General features: G+C 67.3%; 18 protein-coding genes and 1 pseudogene. 13 read left to right on the forward strand and 6 right to left on the reverse strand.

Features of this window, described 5'->3' with window-relative positions:
* Window positions 1-177: 177 nt before the first annotated feature.
* Together BUA29_RS02765 and BUA29_RS02770 are read left to right on the forward strand one after the other, a co-directional pair.
* Entirely contained in the window at window positions 178-1,002 is an 825-nt protein-coding gene (locus BUA29_RS02765) for an undecaprenyl-diphosphate phosphatase (protein ID WP_072755150.1), read from the forward strand.
* Window positions 1,003-1,037: 35 nt separating this feature from the next.
* The gene (locus tag BUA29_RS02770; RefSeq protein WP_072755108.1) at window positions 1,038-1,499 is read left to right on the forward strand and encodes a hypothetical protein; all 462 of its coding nucleotides are present in this window, start codon (window positions 1,038-1,040) and stop codon (window positions 1,497-1,499) included.
* 52 nt (window positions 1,500-1,551) lie between these two features.
* Here BUA29_RS02770 and rho read toward each other — a convergent pair whose 3' ends face one another.
* Window positions 1,552-3,309 (reverse strand): transcription termination factor Rho, encoded by a 1,758-nt coding sequence (gene rho / locus BUA29_RS02775; protein ID WP_072755109.1) that lies wholly within the window; start codon window positions 3,307-3,309, stop codon window positions 1,552-1,554.
* A 189-nt stretch (window positions 3,310-3,498) separates the two neighbouring features.
* A complete protein-coding gene (gene trxA, locus BUA29_RS02780; protein WP_072755110.1) occupies window positions 3,499-3,825 on the reverse strand; it encodes a thioredoxin in 327 nt (108 codons plus the stop codon).
* Between the two features lie 228 nt (window positions 3,826-4,053).
* On the opposite strand from trxA, the gene rhlB reads away from it, so the two are divergent.
* The 6 genes from rhlB (at window position 4,054) to BUA29_RS02810 (ending at window position 11,373) form a co-directional block, all read left to right on the forward strand.
* A complete protein-coding gene (gene rhlB, locus BUA29_RS02785) occupies window positions 4,054-5,724 on the forward strand; it encodes an ATP-dependent RNA helicase RhlB (protein ID WP_072755111.1) in 1,671 nt (556 codons plus the stop codon).
* 90 nt (window positions 5,725-5,814) lie between these two features.
* Window positions 5,815-6,504 carry a cell division ATP-binding protein FtsE gene (locus BUA29_RS02790; protein ID WP_072755112.1) on the forward strand — a complete coding sequence of 230 codons (690 nt, stop codon included), beginning with the start codon at window positions 5,815-5,817 and terminating at the stop codon, window positions 6,502-6,504.
* Window positions 6,497-7,447 carry a permease-like cell division protein FtsX gene (gene ftsX, locus BUA29_RS02795; protein ID WP_072755113.1) on the forward strand — a complete coding sequence of 317 codons (951 nt, stop codon included), beginning with the start codon at window positions 6,497-6,499 and terminating at the stop codon, window positions 7,445-7,447. Before BUA29_RS02790 ends, ftsX begins: the two co-directional genes overlap by 8 nt.
* A 1-nt stretch (window position 7,448) precedes the next feature.
* On the forward strand, window positions 7,449-8,288 hold the full coding sequence (locus tag BUA29_RS02800; RefSeq protein WP_072755114.1) for a response regulator: 840 nt from the start codon (window positions 7,449-7,451) through the stop codon (window positions 8,286-8,288).
* A gap of 66 nt (window positions 8,289-8,354) precedes the next feature.
* On the forward strand, window positions 8,355-10,295 hold the full coding sequence (locus tag BUA29_RS02805) for a M1 family metallopeptidase (RefSeq protein WP_072755115.1): 1,941 nt from the start codon (window positions 8,355-8,357) through the stop codon (window positions 10,293-10,295).
* Between the two features lie 97 nt (window positions 10,296-10,392).
* Window positions 10,393-11,373: an alpha/beta fold hydrolase gene (locus tag BUA29_RS02810; RefSeq protein WP_245770486.1), complete on the forward strand. Its 981-nt coding sequence runs from the start codon at window positions 10,393-10,395 to the stop codon at window positions 11,371-11,373.
* 112 nt (window positions 11,374-11,485) lie between these two features.
* Here BUA29_RS02810 and BUA29_RS02815 read toward each other — a convergent pair whose 3' ends face one another.
* A complete protein-coding gene (locus BUA29_RS02815) occupies window positions 11,486-11,971 on the reverse strand; it encodes a type II RES/Xre toxin-antitoxin system toxin (RefSeq protein ID WP_072755116.1) in 486 nt (161 codons plus the stop codon).
* Entirely contained in the window at window positions 11,968-12,477 is a 510-nt protein-coding gene (locus BUA29_RS12305) for an antitoxin Xre/MbcA/ParS toxin-binding domain-containing protein (protein ID WP_072755117.1), read from the reverse strand. Before BUA29_RS12305 ends, BUA29_RS02815 begins: the two co-directional genes overlap by 4 nt.
* 140 nt (window positions 12,478-12,617) lie before the next feature.
* Here BUA29_RS12305 and BUA29_RS02825 point away from each other — a divergent pair, with 140 nt between their 5' ends.
* The 3 genes from BUA29_RS02825 to BUA29_RS02835 all read left to right on the forward strand — a co-directional run bounded on the left by BUA29_RS02825 (window position 12,618) and on the right by BUA29_RS02835 (window position 14,650).
* Window positions 12,618-13,349, forward strand: a complete 732-nt coding sequence (locus tag BUA29_RS02825; RefSeq protein WP_072755118.1) for a hypothetical protein — start codon at window positions 12,618-12,620, stop codon at window positions 13,347-13,349.
* A gap of 3 nt (window positions 13,350-13,352) precedes the next feature.
* A complete protein-coding gene (locus BUA29_RS02830) occupies window positions 13,353-14,144 on the forward strand; it encodes a M48 family metallopeptidase (RefSeq protein ID WP_143148780.1) in 792 nt (263 codons plus the stop codon).
* 92 nt (window positions 14,145-14,236) lie between these two features.
* Window positions 14,237-14,650, forward strand: coding sequence for a hypothetical protein (locus BUA29_RS02835; protein ID WP_072755120.1), 414 nt, complete (start codon window positions 14,237-14,239; stop codon window positions 14,648-14,650).
* A 42-nt stretch (window positions 14,651-14,692) separates the two neighbouring features.
* Here BUA29_RS02835 and BUA29_RS02840 read toward each other — a convergent pair whose 3' ends face one another.
* Together BUA29_RS02840 and hemH are read right to left on the reverse strand one after the other, a co-directional pair.
* Window positions 14,693-15,547 (reverse strand): alpha/beta fold hydrolase, encoded by an 855-nt coding sequence (locus tag BUA29_RS02840; RefSeq protein WP_072755121.1) that lies wholly within the window; start codon window positions 15,545-15,547, stop codon window positions 14,693-14,695.
* The gene (hemH, locus tag BUA29_RS02845; RefSeq protein WP_072755122.1) at window positions 15,547-16,530 is read right to left on the reverse strand and encodes a ferrochelatase; all 984 of its coding nucleotides are present in this window, start codon (window positions 16,528-16,530) and stop codon (window positions 15,547-15,549) included. The genes BUA29_RS02840 and hemH overlap by 1 nt, the downstream gene beginning before the upstream one ends.
* Window positions 16,531-16,633: 103 nt before the next feature.
* Here hemH and BUA29_RS02850 point away from each other — a divergent pair.
* Together BUA29_RS02850 and tatA are read left to right on the forward strand one after the other, a co-directional pair.
* Window positions 16,634-17,443: pseudogene (locus tag BUA29_RS02850) on the forward strand (lipid-binding SYLF domain-containing protein); the annotation flags it as partial.
* Window positions 17,444-17,527: 84 nt separating this feature from the next.
* Window positions 17,528-17,770, forward strand: a complete 243-nt coding sequence (tatA, locus tag BUA29_RS02855) for a Sec-independent protein translocase subunit TatA (RefSeq protein ID WP_072755123.1) — start codon at window positions 17,528-17,530, stop codon at window positions 17,768-17,770.
* The last annotated feature ends 7 nt before the right edge of the window (window positions 17,771-17,777 follow it).

Here is a 17,777-nt window from a genome sequence, read left to right on the forward strand (position 1 = left end):
ATCTTTAGGTTGCATCGAGTGCAGCTTGCACAAGTGTGGTGCATGAAAGCCCATATTTGCCCAATGTTGGACACTGCCCTTTAGGGGCCTGCCGCAGCGGGCCTGCCGGATCGAGCCTGTTCTGGCGGCGGCGCCGATTCCGCTATCCTGCCGGCTTTCATGTCGCCGGCCTGCACCATGCACGATCTACTCATCGCCCTGCTTCTGGGGATCATCGAAGGCGTCACCGAGTTTCTGCCGATCTCCAGTACCGGGCATCTGCTGATTGCCGAACACTGGCTGGGTGCGCGCAGCGACCTGTTCAACATTGCCATTCAGGCCGGTGCAATCCTGGCGGTGGTGCTGATCTACCGGACGCAGTTGCAGGCGATGCTGCGCGCCCTGTTCGACCGGCGCGCAGACGATGCCGCCAACCAACGGGCGTTGATCGCCAAGCTGGTGGTGGCGTTCCTGGTGACGGCCGTTGGCGGGCTGCTGGTCAAGCGCTTGGGTTGGCGACTGCCAGAAACGGTGACCCCGGTGGCGTGGGCACTGGTGCTGGGCGGGGTGTGGATGGTGCTGGCCGAGCAGATCGCGGCATGGCGCGCCCGCCGCATCGGCGAGCAGACTGGAATCAGCTGGACTGTGGCGGTATTGGTGGGCCTGGCACAAATCGTGGCGGGCGTGTTTCCCGGCACCTCGCGGAGTGCGGCGACCATCTTCGTGGCGCTGCTGGCAGGCACCACCAGCCGTGCGGCGGCCACCGAGTTCGCGTTTCTGGTCGGCATTCCCACGATGTTTGCCGCCACTGGCTACGAGCTGCTGGCGCTGGCCCGGCATGGGGATCTGGCCGGCGAGGATTGGCAGGCGCTGGCAGTGGCGTTTGCAGCGGCCGCGGTGACGGCGTTCGTGGCGGTCAAATGGCTGCTGCGTTACATCCAGACCCATCGCTTCACCGGCTTTGCGGTGTACCGGCTATTGCTGGGGCTTGCCCTGTTGCTGTGGCTGCCGGCCGGGCAGTGAGGCGGGGTGGGCGCATGCGCGTGTGGAGTTGTGCGGTGGCGCTGCTGGCTCTGCTGGTGGCAGGCCCAAGCCAGGCGCAAGCCGCACTGGATGCGCCTGCCGGACAGGCCCCGGTGGGCAGTCTGGCCACCACGTTGCAGTTGATTCGCCATCGCTGGCAGCTGGTCGAGGCCACTGACGCACACGGGCAGCGCATCGCGGCTCTGTTTGTGGCGGATGCGGCGCCACTGGAGCTGGATTTCAATGCGTCGCTGGTGAGCGTCGGTCGGGCATGCCGGGTGATGAGTGCGCATCAACGGGTATTGGCGGACCGGCTGGAGGTAGCGACCTTCGACATCGCGCCGCAGCCCTGTCCGGTGCCGGCGCAAGCGGCGCGCGACGTGCAGATCGTGCGCCGTCTGCAGGGCACGTTGCGGCTGCATTTCGAGCCGGACCCGCCGCTTAAGCTGGTGCTGGTCAACGCCGACGGTGATCGCCTGGTGTTTGCCGGCGAGTGAATGCAAAACGCCCCGCCATGAGGCGGGGCGTGGTGTCGGCTGGCGTTTGCAGTCAGCGTTTCATCGAGGCGAAGAACTCGTCGTTGGACTTGGTGTTCTTCATCTTGTCGAGCAGGAACTCCATTGCCGCGATCTCGTCCATCGGGTGCAGCAGCTTGCGCAGGATCCAGATCTTCTGCAGCAGATCCGGTTCGATCAGCAGATCCTCGCGCCGGGTCCCGGACAGGTTGACGGCAATGGCCGGATACACGCGCTTTTCGGTAATGCGACGGTCGAGGTGGATTTCGCTGTTGCCGGTGCCTTTGAACTCCTCGTAGATCACCTTGTCCATCGCGCTGCCGGTATCGACCAGCGCGGTGGCGATGATGGTGAGGCTGCCGCCTTCCTCGACGTTGCGGGCCGCGCCGAAGAAGCGCTTGGGCCGGTGCAGGGCGTTGGCATCGACGCCGCCGGTCAGCACCTTGCCGCTGCTGGGCAGCACGTTGTTGTAGGCGCGGGCCAGGCGGGTGATGGAGTCGAGCAGGATCACCACGTCCTTCTTGTGCTCGACCAGGCGCTTGGCGCGCTCGATCACCATTTCCGCCACCTGCACGTGGCGCGCGGCCGGTTCGTCGAAGGTGGAGGAAATGACCTCAGCACGCACGGTGCGCTGCATTTCGGTCACTTCTTCCGGACGCTCGTCGATCAGCAGCACGATCAGGTGCACTTCCGGGTGGTTGGTGGTGATCGCGGTGGCGATCTGCTGCATCATCATCGTCTTGCCGGCCTTGGGCGGGCTGACGATCAGCGAGCGCTGGCCTTTGCCCTGCGGGGCGATCAGGTCGAGGATGCGGCCGGTGATGTCTTCGCTAGAGCCGTCACCGCGTTCCAGCTTGAAGCGCTTGCGTGGGAACAGCGGGGTGAGGTTCTCGAACAGGGTCTTGTTCTTCGACGCCTCGATTGGCTCGCCATTGATGGTGTCGACGATGTTGAGCGCGAAGTAGCGCTCGCCGTCCTTGGGCCAGCGGATGCGGCCGGAGACGTGGTCGCCGGTCCGCAGGTTGAAGCGGCGGATCTGGCTGGGGCTGATGTAGACATCGTCCGGGCCGGCCAGGTAGCTGGCCTCGGCCGCGCGCAGGAAGCCGTAGCCATCGGGCAGGATCTCCAGCACGCCGTCGGCCTGTACGCCTTCGCCGTGCCGGGTCAGCACCTTGAGGATGGCGAAGATGATGTCCTGCTTGCGTGCGCGTGCCACGCCCTCGCTGATCGAGAGCTGCTCGGCGATTTCCAGCAGTTTGTGCGCCGGCATGCGCTTGAGGTCGCCCAGCGTGTAGGTGGGGAAGCCTTCCGGCACCTGCGGGTGCGGGCGCGGCACGAATGGCTGTTCGCCGCCGTAGCCGCCTTCGTCGGGCAGGCTGCCGTCACGCTGGCGATCGCGCTGGCGCTCGCGGCGCAGCTTGAAGCGTTCACGTCGGCTGAGCCGGCGATAACCGCCTTCGCCCTGCGCCGATCCACCGGTTTGGGCATCACCGCCTGAAGACGAGGCGTCCTGGGTTGCATCGCCGGCCGGTGCGCCGGTGGCGTCCGGGCTGGGGGCGCTGGCCTGGCCGGCGTCAGCAGAGGGTGTCGCCACGGCCTGCGTTGGCGGCGGAGTATGGGCGGGAGTCTCAGTGCCGCCGGTTTCGCCACCCGTGGAGGACGGCGCGGCCGGTGCGGCTGGCGCCGCAGTGGCATCGGCGGTGGTGTCGGTGCTACGTGGCTTGGCCACGCGGGTCTTGCGCACGCGCTTCTCGGCGACTTCGCCGGTGGCGTCGTTGATGGTGTCAGACAAGGGAAAACCTCGCTTGCGTTGCGAGCGCCCGCGGCGGCGGGCGGGTCATCGGAACTTAAAAAAATCCGTCAAGGTGCGGCGCGCTGGGATGTCGGGACGTCAGCGGCGCCGGATTGGCAATAACGCTAGCACTGCGATGGCAGGGCGCGCAAGCGGCCGCCGCTTGCACGCGGCGGCCGGGGTGAGGCGTCAGAGCACTTTGTCCAGCATCTGCGCCAGCTGGGCTTTGCCCACGGCGCCGATCTGGGTGGCCTGCACCTGGCCGCCCTTGAACACCAGCAGCATCGGGATGCTGCGCACGTGGTACTTCATGGCGGTGGCCTGGTTCTGGTCCACGTCCACCTTCACGATCTTCGCCTTGCCGGCGTATTCCTCGGCCAGCTGGTCCAGGGCCGGGGCGATCATCTTGCAGGGGCCGCACCAGGGGGCCCAGAAATCCACCAGCACCGGGATATCGGAAGCCAGAACCAGGCGATCAAAATCGGCGTCGGTGGCGTGCAGGACGGCGTTGCTCATGAGAACTCCAAACGGGTGGGGCGCGGGGTCGGGCGCGCGGATGCTAGACTTCGTGGGGTTCGACCCGGGACATGGGCACAAATGTCCGGATTCCGGGTCCCGTGCCGGGAATGCCAAGCCCCGGAATCCTCCCGGCAGTCTGCGCGGCTGCCCCCTGCAAGACAAGGGGTTGTCTGCAACGAGGCGTTCCATGCCGGTTGCAGTGCACCCTTCGCCGAGGCCGTCTCCGTGTCCGATAAACCGCTGACCGATATCCCCTTTTCCTCCTTCGACCTGCATCCAGCCCTGCTGGCCGGGCTGGAAGGTGCCGGGTTCATCCGCTGCACCCCGATCCAGGCCATGACCCTGCCGGTGGCGTTGGCTGGTGGCGATGTTGCTGGCCAGGCCCAGACCGGCACGGGCAAGACGCTGGCGTTTCTGGTGGCGGTGATCAACCGCCTGCTGACCCGCCCGGCGCTGGCCGAGCGCAAGCCTGAGGATCCGCGCGCGCTGATCCTGGCGCCAACCCGCGAGCTGGCCATCCAGATCCACAAGGATGCGATGAAGTTCGCCGCCGATCTCGGCCTGAAGTTCGCCCTGGTCTATGGCGGCGTGGATTACGACAAGCAGCGGGAACAGTTACAGGCCGGTGCCGACGTGATCATCGCCACCCCAGGCCGGCTGATCGACTACGTCAAGCAGCACAAGGTGGTCAGCCTGCATGCCTGCGAGATCTGCGTGTTGGACGAAGCCGACCGCATGTTCGACCTCGGCTTCATCAAGGACATCCGCTTCCTGTTGCGGCGCATGCCCGAGCGCACCACCCGCCAGACCCTGCTGTTCTCGGCCACCTTGAGTCATCGCGTGCTGGAGCTGGCTTATGAGCACATGAACGAGCCGCAGAAGCTGGTGGTGGAGGCCGAGACGGTCACCGCCGCGCGCGTCCGCCAGAAGCTCTATTACCCGGCCGACGAAGAAAAGCTGCCGCTGCTGTTGGGGCTGTTGTCGCGCAGCGAGGGCGCACGCACCATGGTGTTCGTCAACACCAAGGCGTTCGTCGAGCGGGTTGCGCGGGCGCTGGAGAAGGCCGGTTACCGGGTTGGCGTGCTGTCCGGCGACGTGCCACAGAAAAAGCGCGAGTCGCTGCTGAAGAAGTTCCAGGCCGGCCAGCTGGAGATCCTGGTGGCCACTGACGTGGCCGCGCGCGGCTTGCACATCGACGGCGTGAAATACGTCTACAACTACGATCTGCCGTTCGATCCGGAAGATTACGTGCACCGGATCGGCCGCACTGCGCGGCTCGGCGCCGAGGGTGATGCCATCAGCTTTGCCTGCGAGCGCTACGCGATGAGCCTGCCTGATATCGAGGCTTATATCGGCCAGAAAATTCCCTCCGAGCCGGTCACGCAGGAACTGTTGACGCCGCTGCCCCGCCCCGAGCGTTCGCGCCCGGCGGAAGGCGACGCGGAGAGCATCGGCGCGATCTACCAGGAGGTGCGCCAGGCGCAGGCCACCGACGAAGGCCGGCGTGGCGGTGGTCGTCGTCGCCAGCGCGATGGCGACCGGCCAGCGGGGCGCCGCCGCGCCGGGCGGCGCGAGGGGCAAGCGCGCACACCCGAGGCGCCCGCGGCGGATGCAGGCACGCAGACGGTCGCGGCACCTGCCGCAACGTCCGCGGCAGAGGCAGCGACCGCACCAGGGACGGCCCTGGACCAGGCCCCGAAGCGCAAGCGTCGGCGCCGGCGGCGCGGCCGGCCACTGGACGGCGGGGCACCCGGTGCAGACACGCACGCCCCTGTCCAGGTGCCAGCGGAGCGGGTCACCCCAGCTCCGGTGGAAGCGGAGACGCCGTCGCTATTGGGCCGCTTGCGCCGCCGCCTGCGCGCCTTGATCACCCGTGCGCCGCGGCACCAGCACTGACGCGGACGTCATGATGGTCGGCCGCCATCAGGGCTGGTCGCAGTGGGTTGCGGCGTCGATACTGGTGGTTGCTTCGGGTAGGGTGTGCACATGCCGGTCCTGCAGTTCGACAACGTCAGCAAGCACTACCCCGGGGGGCAGGTCGCCCTTGCCGAGGTGAGCTTTGCCGTGGAGCCAGGTGAGATGCTGTTCGTCACCGGCCGTTCCGGTGCCGGCAAGAGCACCCTGCTCAGGTTGATCCATCTGCTGGAGCGGCCCAGTCGCGGTGCGGTGCTGTTCCAGGATCGCAATCTGGCGCGGGTACGCGGCGCTGGCATCGCTCGGCATCGGCGCCAGATCGGCGTGGTGCACCAGCACCACCGCCTGCTTGCGGATCGCACGGTCGAAGACAACGTCGCTCTGCCGCTGGTGCTGCGGGGCCTTCGGCGCCATGAGATCGGCAAACGGGTGTGGCACCTGCTCGACCGTCTGGGGCTGGGCGCACGGGCCAAGGCCCTGCCCGGCCAGCTGTCGGCCGGCGAGCAGCAGCGGGTGGGCATCGCGCGTGCGGTGATCGCCGAGCCGTGCCTGCTGATCGCCGATGAGCCGACCGGCAATCTCGACCCGGCCCTGTCGGCCGAGATCATGACCCTGCTGGCGGGCCTGCCCGAACGCGGCACCAGCGTGTTGGTGGCCAGCCATGACCTGATGCTGGTCAAGCGGATGCGCAAGCGGGTGCTGGTGCTGGAGCAGGGGCGGCTGGTGGACGACATTGCCCCGGAGGAGCTGGCCGATGCCTGAGCCGTTGACCGAGCACCCCGCAGGCCGGGTTCGGACCTGGCTGGCCCACCATGGGTTCAGCATCGTGGCCAGTCTGGGCCGGCTGGTGCAGCGGCCGTTGGCCAGCCTGCTCACCATCACCGTGATGGCACTGGCGCTGACGTTGCCGGCTGCGCTGGGGCTGGCGCTGGAGAATCTGGCGCGGCTGCAGGGCAGCGTGCAGGCCAGCCATGACGTCACGGTGTTTCTGGTGCCAGGCACGCCAGCCGCGCAGGTCGAGGCCCTGGTTGCCCGCTTGCGTGCGCGCACGGACGTGCAACAGGTGCAACGGGTGAGCCCCGGGCAGGCACTGGATCACCTGCGCCGGGAACCCGACTTCGCTGCGGCGATCGACGCCCTCGGCGAGGAGGCGGCCCGCGCCGCGCTGCCGGAGGTGCTGCATCTCGTGCCGCGTGGGGATGCCAGCACGCTGGTGGCCAGCGTCCAGGTGCTTCCAGGCGTGGAGCGGGTGCAGTACGACGCGGTCTGGCAGCAGCGCCTGCAGCATTGGCTGGCGCTGGGAACCCGGCTGGTTCAGGTGCTGGCGGTGTTGCTGGGACTGGGTGCCGTGCTGGTGGTTGGCAATACCGTGCGGCTGGACATCCAGGCACGGAGCGAGGAAATCAGCGTGCTGCTGATGCTGGGGGCCAGCGAGGGCTTCGTCCGGCGGCCGTTCCTGTACCTGGGGCTGTGGTATGGGCTGGCTGCCGGTGCACTGGCGCTGGCGCTTTTGCGGGTGATCGGCATCCTTGTGCAGCCGCCGCTGGATGCGCTGGCGGCAAGTTATGGCAGCCGCTTCACCCTGCAGGGGCCGGCGCTGCCGGACAGTCTGGCCCTGCTTCTTGTGGCCATGCTGCTGGGCTGGCTGGGAGCGTTGCTGGCGGTTGGCCGGCATCTGCGGGAAAACCGCCCGATGGAGGAATGAAATGGCCGACAAACACGATCTGCGCCATGTGGTCAGCGACGCCCCGCGGGTGATGGTGGTCGATGGCAGCAAGCTGGTGCGCAAGCTGATCACCGACACCCTGGTCAAGGAGCTGCCGAATGCGCGGGTGATCGGCTGCGGCAGCATCGCCGAGGCACGCAAGGCACTGGAGGCCGGTACGGTCGATCTGGTCACCACCGCGCTGGTGCTGCCGGATGGCGATGGCCTGACGCTGGCGCGCAGCGTGCGCGAGGCGGCCGGGCAAGCCTATGTTCCGGTCATCGTGATTTCCGGCAACGCCCAGGAAGCGCTGGAAACCCGTGCCTTCACCGAGGACATCACCGATTACTTCGATAAATCGCTCGGTCAGGCTGCGTTGGCCGCATTCATCCGTGGCTACGTCCACCCTGCCCCGATCGAGGGGGCGCGGGTGCTGTATGTCGAGGACAGCAAGGTGGTAGCGGTGGCGACCAAGCGCATGTTGGAGCGCCACGGGCTGCAGGTGCTGCACATGCCAAGCGCCGAGGACGCGCTGGAATACCTGCACCGGTTCTTCGGGCGCAAGGATGGCGATGTCGGTGCCGACTTGGTGCTCAGCGACGTGTATTTGAAAGGCGCGCTCAGCGGGCGCGAGCTGCTCAACCAGATTCGCGGGGTGTTTCGCTACGGCAAGCGGCGCCTGCCGATGGTGATGATGACCGGCGACGACAACCGTGATAACCAGGCCGCGCTGCTGCGCGAGGGTGCCAACGATCTGGTGCTCAAGCCGATCGAAGAGCGCCTGCTGGTGACCAAGGTGCTGTTCCAGCTGCGGCTGGCGAAGATGAAGCAGGACGGATGACCGCAGGGGCCGGTGCGACGTCCAGGCGGTAAACTCGCGCTTTCCCGTAAAGCCCGGATTCCCCCGATGCGTCATTTGCTTCTCTCTGCCGCCGTCGCTGCCGCGCTCGGCTCCTCGCTGTCTGCCTGCAACCGCGCCCCGGAACCCGCCCCCGCAACAGCTGCGACGACTCCTGCCGTGGCGGAAAAAATCGTGGATGAACATTCATTCGCCCAGCCAGACAAAGTCCGGATCACCGATCTGGCGCTGGATCTGGCCTTGGATTTCGACAAGAAAACCTTGAGCGGCACGGCCACCTACACCCTGGACTGGATCGACAAAACCGCGACCCAGCTGGTGCTGGACACCCGCGACCTGACCATCGTCAAGGCCGAGGGTCTGGGGGCCGACGGTACGTGGAGCCCACTGACCTTCGCGCTGTCGGACAAGGACAAGGTGCTGGGCAGCGCGCTGACCATCCAGGCGCCGACCCGTCCGGCCAAGATCCGCGTGACCTATTCGACATCACCCGAGGCGTCCGGTCTGCAGTGGCTGGAACCGGCGATGACCGAAGGCAAGCGTCAGCCGTTCATGTTCAGCCAGTCGCAGCAGATCCACGCGCGCTCGTGGGTGCCGCTGCAGGACACCCCGCAGGTGCGCTTCACCTATTCCGCGCACATCACCGCGCCGAAGGACACCATGGTGCTGATGAGCGCCGACAACGACCCCAATGCGGTGCGTGACGGCGATTACAGCTTCAGGATGCCGCAGAAGATTCCGTCCTACCTGCTGGCGATCGCGGCCGGTGACCTGGTGTTCAAGCCGATTTCCGCGCGCAGCGGCGTGTGGGCGGAACCGACGATGGTGGACAAGGCCGCCGCCGAGTTCGAAGACACCGAGAAGATGATCGACACCGCGGAGTCTCTGTACGGCCCGTATCGCTGGGGCCGCTACGACCTGCTGGTGCTGCCGCCGTCATTCCCCTACGGCGGCATGGAAAACCCGCGCCTGACCTTTGCCACGCCCACCGTGATCGTCGGCGACAAATCGCTGGTGTCGCTGGTGGCGCACGAGCTGGCGCACAGCTGGTCCGGCAACCTGGTCACCTTCGCCACCGACAAGGACGCCTGGCTCAACGAAGGCACCACCACCTACGTGCAGAGCCGCATCACCGAGGCGCTGTACGGCCGTGACATGGCCGACATGGAAGAAGTGATCGACCGCGACGAGCTCAAGCAGGAATACAAGACCCTGCCGCCCGAGCTGCAGCGGCTCTCGCTCAAGCCCGGCACCCTGGCCGACCCGGACGACCAGTCCAGCGCCACCGTCTATACCAAGGGTGCCTGGTTCCTCGAGTTCCTGGAGAAGCGGTTTGGCCGCGACGTGTTCGACCCCTGGCTGAAGGGCTACTTCGACCACTTCGCCTTCCAGAGCATCACCACCCGCCAGTTCCGCGACTATCTCAAGGCCACCCTGATCGACAAGCACCCGAACGTGGTGACCATGCAGGAGGTCGATCAGTGGTTGTATGAGCCCGGCATCCCCGACAATGCGCCGAAGGTGGAATCGGGCCGGTTTGCCACTGTCAATGCCGCCCGCATCGCCTGGCAGGGCAGCGGTCAGTTGCCGGCCAAGGCGCTCACCGACGCCTGGACCACCCAGGAGTGGGTGCATTTCCTGGAGACCATGCCGGAGACGCTCAAACCCGAGCAGCTGGCCCAGCTGGACGCGGCCTATCACTTCACCGGCACACCGAACGGCGAAATCGCGATGCGCTGGTATCCGCTGGCCGAGCGCAGCGGCTATACCGCCGCCCGCGAGGAGATGGGCAAGTTCCTCGAACGTGTTGGCCGCCGCAAGCTGATCCTGCCGATCTACAAGGCGCTGGTGGCGACACCGGACGGCCTGACCTTTGCCGAGCAGGTGTTCGCCCGCGCCAAGCCAGGCATGCATCCGATCACCCAGGGGTCGGTGCAGGCGATCCTGGAGGCGGCCAAAGCCGCGCCGCCGGCGGCGTCCACCCCGTGATGGTCGTGTGCCGAGCCCGGACATGCGCCGGGCTCGGTCTGGGCTGGCGGCGCCAGGATGGCGTTGTGCAGACCTTCCTTCCGCATCGGGAGCCGCGATGACCGCTGTGCTGCTGACAACGGGTCTGGTCGTGCTTGGCCTTGCCCTCATCCTACTGGGGCAGCATCAGCCCGACCGTCTGCTGCGGCTGGCGTTTACCTTGCTGCGCTGGCAGGCGCGTTTGCGCCGGGGTGTGCTGGTCGCTGCCGGGCATCGCTGGGTGCATGCCTGGTGCCCGGCTCGCGATCCAGCGGCCCCCATGCTGGTGATGCTGCACGGCTTTACCGGCAGCAAAGAAAACTGGTATCCGCTGGCGCGGGCGCTAGGCCGGCGGTTCCATCTCTGCATCCCCGATCTGCCCGGCTGGGGGGAATCCGAACGCAAGCCCGATGCCGCCTATGGCTATGTGGAACAGGCCGAGCGCGTCGCCGCCTACCTGCGGGCGGTGTCACCCGATCGCCCGGTGGTGCTGCTGGGGCATTCCATGGGCGGCGGCATCGCCGCCCTGGTGGCGGCCCGGTTTCCGGCGCAGGTGGCGCAGGTGGCGCTGATCAGCGCGGCAGGCGTGCGTTTCGACGACAACGCCTTTGGGTTGGCCGTGCTGGCCGGTCACAACCCGTTTGCGGTTTGCGATGCCGCGTCGCTGCGCCGCTATCTGGCGACCGTGTTCTACGATCCGGCCGCCAAGCCGTGGATTCCCTGGCCGGTGGCCACGGCATTGATTGCCCGACGGCGCGCCGATGCAGCGTTCGAACAGGTGGTGCTGGACCGGATCGGACGCGGCCCCGACAGCCTGCGGCCGGGCGAGGAGGCAGCACGGATCACTCAACCGGCGCTGCTGGTGTGGGGGCGGCAGGACGCCGTGATCGATCCCAGCGCCCTGAGCCTGTATGCCGCGCGCATTCCGCACGCCCGCACGTTGCTGCTGGAGGGATGCGGGCACATGGTGCCGATGGAGCGGCCGCAGGCCTTGGCCGAGGCCGTGCTGGACTGGATTGGACAGAACCGGGATGGCGGCCTGCATGCAGCGCAGGCATGACGGTGTGGGCGCAGGACGATGATGCCCCCGCCTTCAGGCGGCGGGTTCTCACGCCTCAAGGCGCAAACAGCCATTCGCTGTGGTCGTCGCGCTTCACGTCGAGGCAGCCTGTTTACGTCTCGGTCAACGTCCGCAGCACCATGTTGTAGTCGATGCGACGACCCGTCGTTGCTTTCAGTCGCTTGGCGTCTTTGTGTTTGGCGTTGATGAGGACGATGCTCTCCTCCGGGACGATTGCGGAGGGCAGTTCGAGCAAAGCCTCCTGATTGGCGTTGTACCAATCGCTTCCGACCTGCGTTGAGGCCATCCCGTGAGGGATCGCGTCCCAACCGCCTGGCAGATCCTCTTCCTTCAACACCCTGCGGGCTCCCCAAACGTCGTCGGGCACGTCAATCCAGACCACGTACCTGTTCAGTGGCAACCCATGGCTGTCTATGTGCGCCACGGTTTCCAGCATCGCCAAGGCGAGTGTCGTCGATGCATAGACGACATACTCCCCTTCGAGGTTCCACCGGCCTGGGTACCTTGCAGCGCCCGCACCCGTCAGATCGTTGGCCAACCACGCCTTCCCGGCTGTTGCGATCCTCGCCAATCTCACTGGTACGCCCCGCTCTGGAGTGAGCCGAGCAGCTTCATCACCGACGCACGCCCCGTGGGCGTATCCATGATGTCGATAGGTGCCACACCACCTAGAGCGGGCTGCGGACGCTCCACCCATTCCGCCACCCATTTCTCAGCGCTGAATCCGGGTGGCACGGCCATGTCCGGCATGTCTTTGAGCATGTCCTCGACCATGTTGACCAAATCCAGCAAGCCGATCACTGACTGCCCGGGCGTTCCCGCGAAAGGCGCCTTCTCCCGAATCTTTTTCGTGTAGGTGGACTTCGGTATTCCGGCCAGCTTCTGCACCGCGCCCGTGGTCATGCCGAACTCCGTTAGCAGCACCTTGATAATCTCTGCGGGCACGCCTCTCCGCTCCAGCTTCACACGCTCCATCGGAGTCGCTTGGCGCAGCATCTGCCTGTATGAATAGACAGACGTTCTGGGGGCCATCGCAGCTTTGATGGGCTTGCCCTTCATCCGTCTTGTCTCGATCCGATCCATGCTGTTCTATCTTTCAAAAGGCTAAATTTGATCTAATGATATGCCATAAGTAGCCTAACGGGCAGACTGGCTCACGCACAACAGCCCTCCGGCATTCAGGTCGGAGAGGATTTCAATGGCTGGACGGAGAAACACAGACGATGAACCCGACACGCCCGATGTTGATGATCGCCCTGATGTCCCTGTTGGCCTGCCAGCCGCAGGACGATCGCCAGGCTGCGGCCCAGGCCCAGGCCGCCCAGGCGGAGCGGGAGCAGGCGGCGCAGGCGATGGAAGCCAAGTTCGAGGCGGCAATCGGCGAAGGCAACTGGCGACTGGCCAAGGGCTATGCCGAGGTGTTGCAGACCGATTACCCCAACAGCGCGGCGGCGGCCCGGGTGCGGCCACGGTTGGACGAGGTCCGCGCCAAGGCCGAGGCGCAGGCGCAACAGCAGCGGCTGGCGGCGCTGTGGAGCTATGCCGAGCAGCCGGTCGGCAAGGACGGCCAGCAGCGGTCGGCCTCGATCTACTCGAAAGAACCGGTGGACACCGATGGCAGCGGCGCGCACCCGGTGCGGCTGATTTTCCGCGACCATCCGGCCTGGGGGCGCAGCGCCTATCTGGTGCTGCAGGCGGGTGATTTCGACTGTTACAAGGGCTGCCGACTGACGGTGACGCTGGATGGCAAGGCCCATGTCCTGCCGGGGTTGCGGCCGAAGACCGACGAGGCCATCGCCATGTTCATTGAGGACTGGAAAGGGCTGTGGCGGCTGGCCCGGTCCGGCCAGACCCTGGCGATCACGTTCCCCACCCGCGCAGTCGGCCGCAAGACCGCGGTATTCGAGGTCGGCGGGCTTGACCCCGTGCGCATGCCGGGCTGGCCGCAGGGCTGAGCCGTGATGCGCGGTCTGCGTCGCCTGATCGCGCGGACACGGCCCGCCGTGCCGCCGCAGCGGGAGACGCTCGTGCTCACTCTGGCGCAGGGCCGCAACATCCAGGTGCTGCGGGTACGCGACCCGCGCGCACGGCGGCTGAAGTTGACGGTGAACGAACAGGGCGGGCGCCTGACCGTGCCGCCGCATGCCAGCGTGCGCGACGCCGAGCATTTCCTGCACGCGCACCTGCCCTGGCTGGTCGACCAGCTTGACCGTCAGGCGACGCTGGGTGATACCGCGCTGGTGCCCGGCCAGACCGCGTGGCTGCCCCTGCGCGGCTGTGAGGTGCCGCTGCGCTGGCAGCACGCGCGTGCGCTTGGCATCAGTCCCGATGCCGACGACGGAGTGTGCATTCACTGGCCGCCGCGTGCCGCCCCCGCTGCGGTGCGGCGTGTTCTGCGGGATTTCTATGAGGCGCAGGGGCGCGCCGATGTTGGCCGCTGGCTGCCAACCTACCTGCCTGGCCTGCCGCGGGCGCCGCGCCGGATTCTGTTCAAGCGCACCCGTTCGCTGTGGGGGTCACTGACCGTGGACGGCAGCCTGATGCTGGATCTGGCGTTACTGCTGGCGCCGCCCGCAGTGTTTGAGTACGTCCTGGTCCATGAGCTGTGCCATCTCCTGCATCGCGACCACTCGCCGCGTTTCTGGCGCGAGGTGGAGTCACGCTGTCCCGACTGGCGCCGGCATCGCGATCTGCTGAAACAGGACGGAATGCGTCTGAAGGCGCGGCTGCGGGCATTGCTGACCGGGTGAAAGCGACATTTGCGTTTTCCCAAGCAAACGTCCAACTGATGGGGTCTTTCATGCCGGCATGCTGCCGCCTTGGCGTGTCATGCGCCGTCTTCATGCTGCTGACGTCCTGCCAGCAGGCCCGGCCGCCTGCGGTCGAGCCGGCCGATGCCGCCGCCATGCATACGACCAGTCCGGCAGCGCCGGTATCCGCGACCAGTGTCGAGCTGACCTTGCCGGCGACCTTTCCGCAGGACATCTATCTGCCGGCGCAGCGGCGCATCGTCTCGGTGGCCAATATAGCCGGGATGCAGATGGTCACTCTGGTCACGGCACAGGCACTGCCGGCGGTCTATGCCGACATCGAGCAGCGCATGCAGGGCCAGGGCTGGACGCGTGAGCTGGCCATGCAGTCCGATGACGTCAGCACGCTGGCCTATCGCAAGGCCGACCGGTCGGTGTTTTATCAGCTGGTCGGTGATCCGGGCGGTGGCACCCGGTTGGTCGTGCGGCTGGGCAGCGGGGATTAGGCGCGCGGTGCGACCGGCATGCAGCCGGGCACCGGGCCGTGCTCAGCGCTCGGTCAAGAACGGCAGGATCACCCGCGCCACCGCCTCCGGCTGTTGCATGTGCAGATGGTGACCGCCGGGCAAGGTGTGCATCTGGCCACGCGGCAACAGCGCCACCCGGCGCCGACGTTCGGCATCGGGCAGATAGGGCTGGGCTGGGTCGGCAAACAGGGCCAGGGTCGGGCATTCGATCGCCGCCAGCAGATCGTCGATCTGGGGTTGGGTCAGCCGGAATGCGGTCGGTTGCACCAGGCGCGGATCACTGCGCCAGACGAAGCCACCATCCACCCGGCGCAGGCCGCGCTCCACCAGCAGGCGCACCTCCGCCTCGGTCAGCCCGGTGCCGGGCACACGCACCGACTGCAGGCGGGCGCGCACGGCGGTCTCCACATCCGGGAACACCCGCAGCCCACGGCTGGGGCGCTGCCGCGGTGCCAGGGCTTCGCGCAGTCGTGCCGCGGTGCGTTCCGGCGCTTCTGCCAGCGCACCCAGCATTTCGATGACCACCAGCCGCTCCACCCGCTCAGGACAGCCGGAGGCCAGCAGGCTGGCCAACCCCGCGCCCATCGAATGACCGAGCAGGCAAAACCGCTCCCAGCCCAGCGCATCGGCGACATCGAGCAGGGTGTGCAGTGCCAGCGGGAAGCCGTAGTCGGTGCCGGGTGGTGCATGCACACTGTGGCCGTGGCCGGGCAGATCCAGCGCCACCAGGTCCAGCTCGGCCAGCGCCGGTGCCAGCGGCAGAAAGCTGGCGGCATTGTCCAGCCAGCCATGCAGTGCCAGCACCCGCGGCCCGCGACCATAGGTGCGCAGTGCCGCGATGCGTCCGAGGGCGACCTCAATCACCGCCTCCTGCATCACTGCCAGCCCTCCTCCGCTTGCGCCAGGGCGGCGATCACGTCGGCATGCGCGGGGCTGGCATTCAGGCAGGGGATGTAGCGCAGGGCCTGGCCACCCGCGGCCCGGAACGCCTCGGCGTTCTGCATGGCGATTTCTTCCAGGGTTTCCAGACAGTCCACCGCAAAGCCCGGGCAGGCAATGTCCACCGTGCGCACGCCACTGCGTGCCAATGCTTCCAGAGTGGCCTGGGTATACGGCTGCAGCCAGGCCTCGCGGCCAAAGCGGGACTGGAAAGTCAGCAGTACCTCGTCGCGAGGCAATCCCAGCGCCTGGGCGATGGCCGCCGTGCTGGCCTCACACTGGGCCGCGTAGGGGTCGCCTTGGTTGACCAGCCGCTGCGGGATGCCGTGGAAGGACAGCAGCAACCGCTCGCCGCGGCCGTGCTGCTGCCAGTGAGCGCGGATGCTGTCGGCGATCGCCGCGACCCAGCCGGGATCGGAGTGGTAGTCCCGGCGCAGGGCAAGCTGCAGCCCGGCACCTGCCCGCGCCAGCACGTCTTCGACGCTGGCGGTGGTGGTGGTCGAATACTGCGGATACAGCGGCAGCACCCGCACCTCCTGCACGCCACGCGCCCGCAACGTCGCCAGCACCGTTGCCAGCGCCGGCTCGCCGTAGCGCATCGCATGCTGCACCTCCCAGCCCGGCAGGCGTGCGGCTACCGCGCGCGCCAATGCGGCGGTGTGCACGGCCAGCGGTGAGCCGCCCTCCATCCAGATTTCGGCGTATTTGTGCGCGACCTTGGGGCTGCGCAGCGGCAGGATCACGAAATGCAGCAGTGGGCACCACAACCAGCGGGTCAGTTGCACCACCCGGTAATCATGCAGGAACTGCGCGAGATACCGGCGCACGGCGCGCGGCGTGGGCGCCGCTGGCGTACCGAGATTGACTAGCAGCAATGCGCGCGCGGATGGCGCCGCGGTGTCGGGGGCAGGCGTTTGCATGCCAATAGGATCGCATGCTCCGCCGTGCAGGCGGCTGACTTATCATCGATTCATCCCGCCCGCGCCACGATGCGCAGGTCATTTTTGGCAACCGGAGATCGCGATGCGCACACCTTCACGCCGCCTGACCCTGGCCTTGGCCGCCCTGCTTGCCATTGGCAGCGTCACTGCCGGGGCCCGCGAGGACGTTCGCGCCGAGGACGCCAGCCGTGTGGTCAAGCAGATCCAGGCCATCCCCGAAGCGTCCATTCCCGACCGCCTGCTCGACGAGGCACACGCCATCGTGGTGGTGCCCGACACCATCAAAGCCGGGTTCATGGTGGGTGGCCGGCGCGGATTGGGCCTGATGGCGGTCAAGCGGCCCGATGGCACCTGGTCCAACCCGGTGTTCGTCAAGTTGTCCGGCGCCAGCTTTGGCTTCCAGGCCGGGGTGCAGTCGGCGGACGTGATCCTGGTATTCCGCAGCGAGCGCGGCCTGGACAACATCGTCAACGGCAAGTTCACCCTCGGCGCGGATGCCAGCGTGGCCGCCGGCCCGGTCGGGCGCAATGCCGCTGCCGCCACCGATGGTGCGATGAAGGCCGAGATCTGGTCGTGGTCGCGTGCACGCGGGCTGTTTGCCGGTGTTGCCCTGGACGGTGCGGTGCTGCAGATCGACCACGGCGCCAACCGCAGCGTGTATGGCGAAGGGGTGACGCCGCGGATGGTGTTTGAGGGTCGCGCCCCGGCACCCTCTGCCGCCATCCGTGCCTTCCGCGACACCCTGGAGGAAGCCACCGCCGCTGCCCGTTACGCACGCAAGCGCAGCGAGGCGGCCAAGGCGCCGGCCCCGGCTCCCGGCAGCGCCACCGTCACGCCGCTGGGCGAGGACGCGCCGGCTGCCCGCACCCCGTTGCCGCCCGCCGGCACGCCCTGACCACCAGCCACGCCGGACGGCACAGGTGATCCGGCGCAGCTGCTAGACTGTTGCATCTCCCCTTTCGACGCAGGTGCATCCATGGGCGGGTTTAGCATCTGGCACTGGCTGATCGTGCTGTTGATCGTGCTGCTGGTGTTTGGCACCAAGCGGCTGACGTCGGGCGCGCGCGATCTGGGGCGCGCCGTGCATGAATTCAAGAAAGGCATGCGCGGCGACGATGAAGAGGCGGGGCAGGACGCACCTGCGGCCCGTATCGGTCAGGAGTCGAAGGATCCCGCTGCGACGGCGCGCCCGCGCGAGCACGACGACAGCGGGCGCTGATTCGGCC

It is taken from the genome of Thermomonas hydrothermalis (assembly GCF_900129205.1).
GTDB lineage: Bacteria > Pseudomonadota > Gammaproteobacteria > Xanthomonadales > Xanthomonadaceae > Thermomonas > Thermomonas hydrothermalis.

Coding starts and splice junctions, on each gene's coding strand:
- BUA29_RS02805 (WP_072755115.1), top strand. CDS start 8,355: ATGCGTCATTTGCTTCTCTCTGCCGCCGTCGCTGCCGCGCTCGGCTCC.
- BUA29_RS02810 (WP_245770486.1), top strand. CDS start 10,393: ATGACCGCTGTGCTGCTGACAACGGGTCTGGTCGTGCTTGGCCTTGCC.
- BUA29_RS12305 (WP_072755117.1), bottom strand. CDS start 12,477: ATGGATCGGATCGAGACAAGACGGATGAAGGGCAAGCCCATCAAAGCT.
- BUA29_RS02790 (WP_072755112.1), top strand. CDS start 5,815: ATGCCGGTCCTGCAGTTCGACAACGTCAGCAAGCACTACCCCGGGGGG.
- BUA29_RS02765 (WP_072755150.1), top strand. CDS start 178: ATGCACGATCTACTCATCGCCCTGCTTCTGGGGATCATCGAAGGCGTC.
- BUA29_RS02825 (WP_072755118.1), top strand. CDS start 12,618: ATGAACCCGACACGCCCGATGTTGATGATCGCCCTGATGTCCCTGTTG.
- trxA (WP_072755110.1), bottom strand. CDS start 3,825: ATGAGCAACGCCGTCCTGCACGCCACCGACGCCGATTTTGATCGCCTG.
- tatA (WP_072755123.1), top strand. CDS start 17,528: ATGGGCGGGTTTAGCATCTGGCACTGGCTGATCGTGCTGTTGATCGTG.
- BUA29_RS02835 (WP_072755120.1), top strand. CDS start 14,237: ATGCTGCTGACGTCCTGCCAGCAGGCCCGGCCGCCTGCGGTCGAGCCG.
- ftsX (WP_072755113.1), top strand. CDS start 6,497: ATGCCTGAGCCGTTGACCGAGCACCCCGCAGGCCGGGTTCGGACCTGG.
- BUA29_RS02800 (WP_072755114.1), top strand. CDS start 7,449: ATGGCCGACAAACACGATCTGCGCCATGTGGTCAGCGACGCCCCGCGG.
- hemH (WP_072755122.1), bottom strand. CDS start 16,530: ATGCAAACGCCTGCCCCCGACACCGCGGCGCCATCCGCGCGCGCATTG.
- BUA29_RS02840 (WP_072755121.1), bottom strand. CDS start 15,547: ATGCAGGAGGCGGTGATTGAGGTCGCCCTCGGACGCATCGCGGCACTG.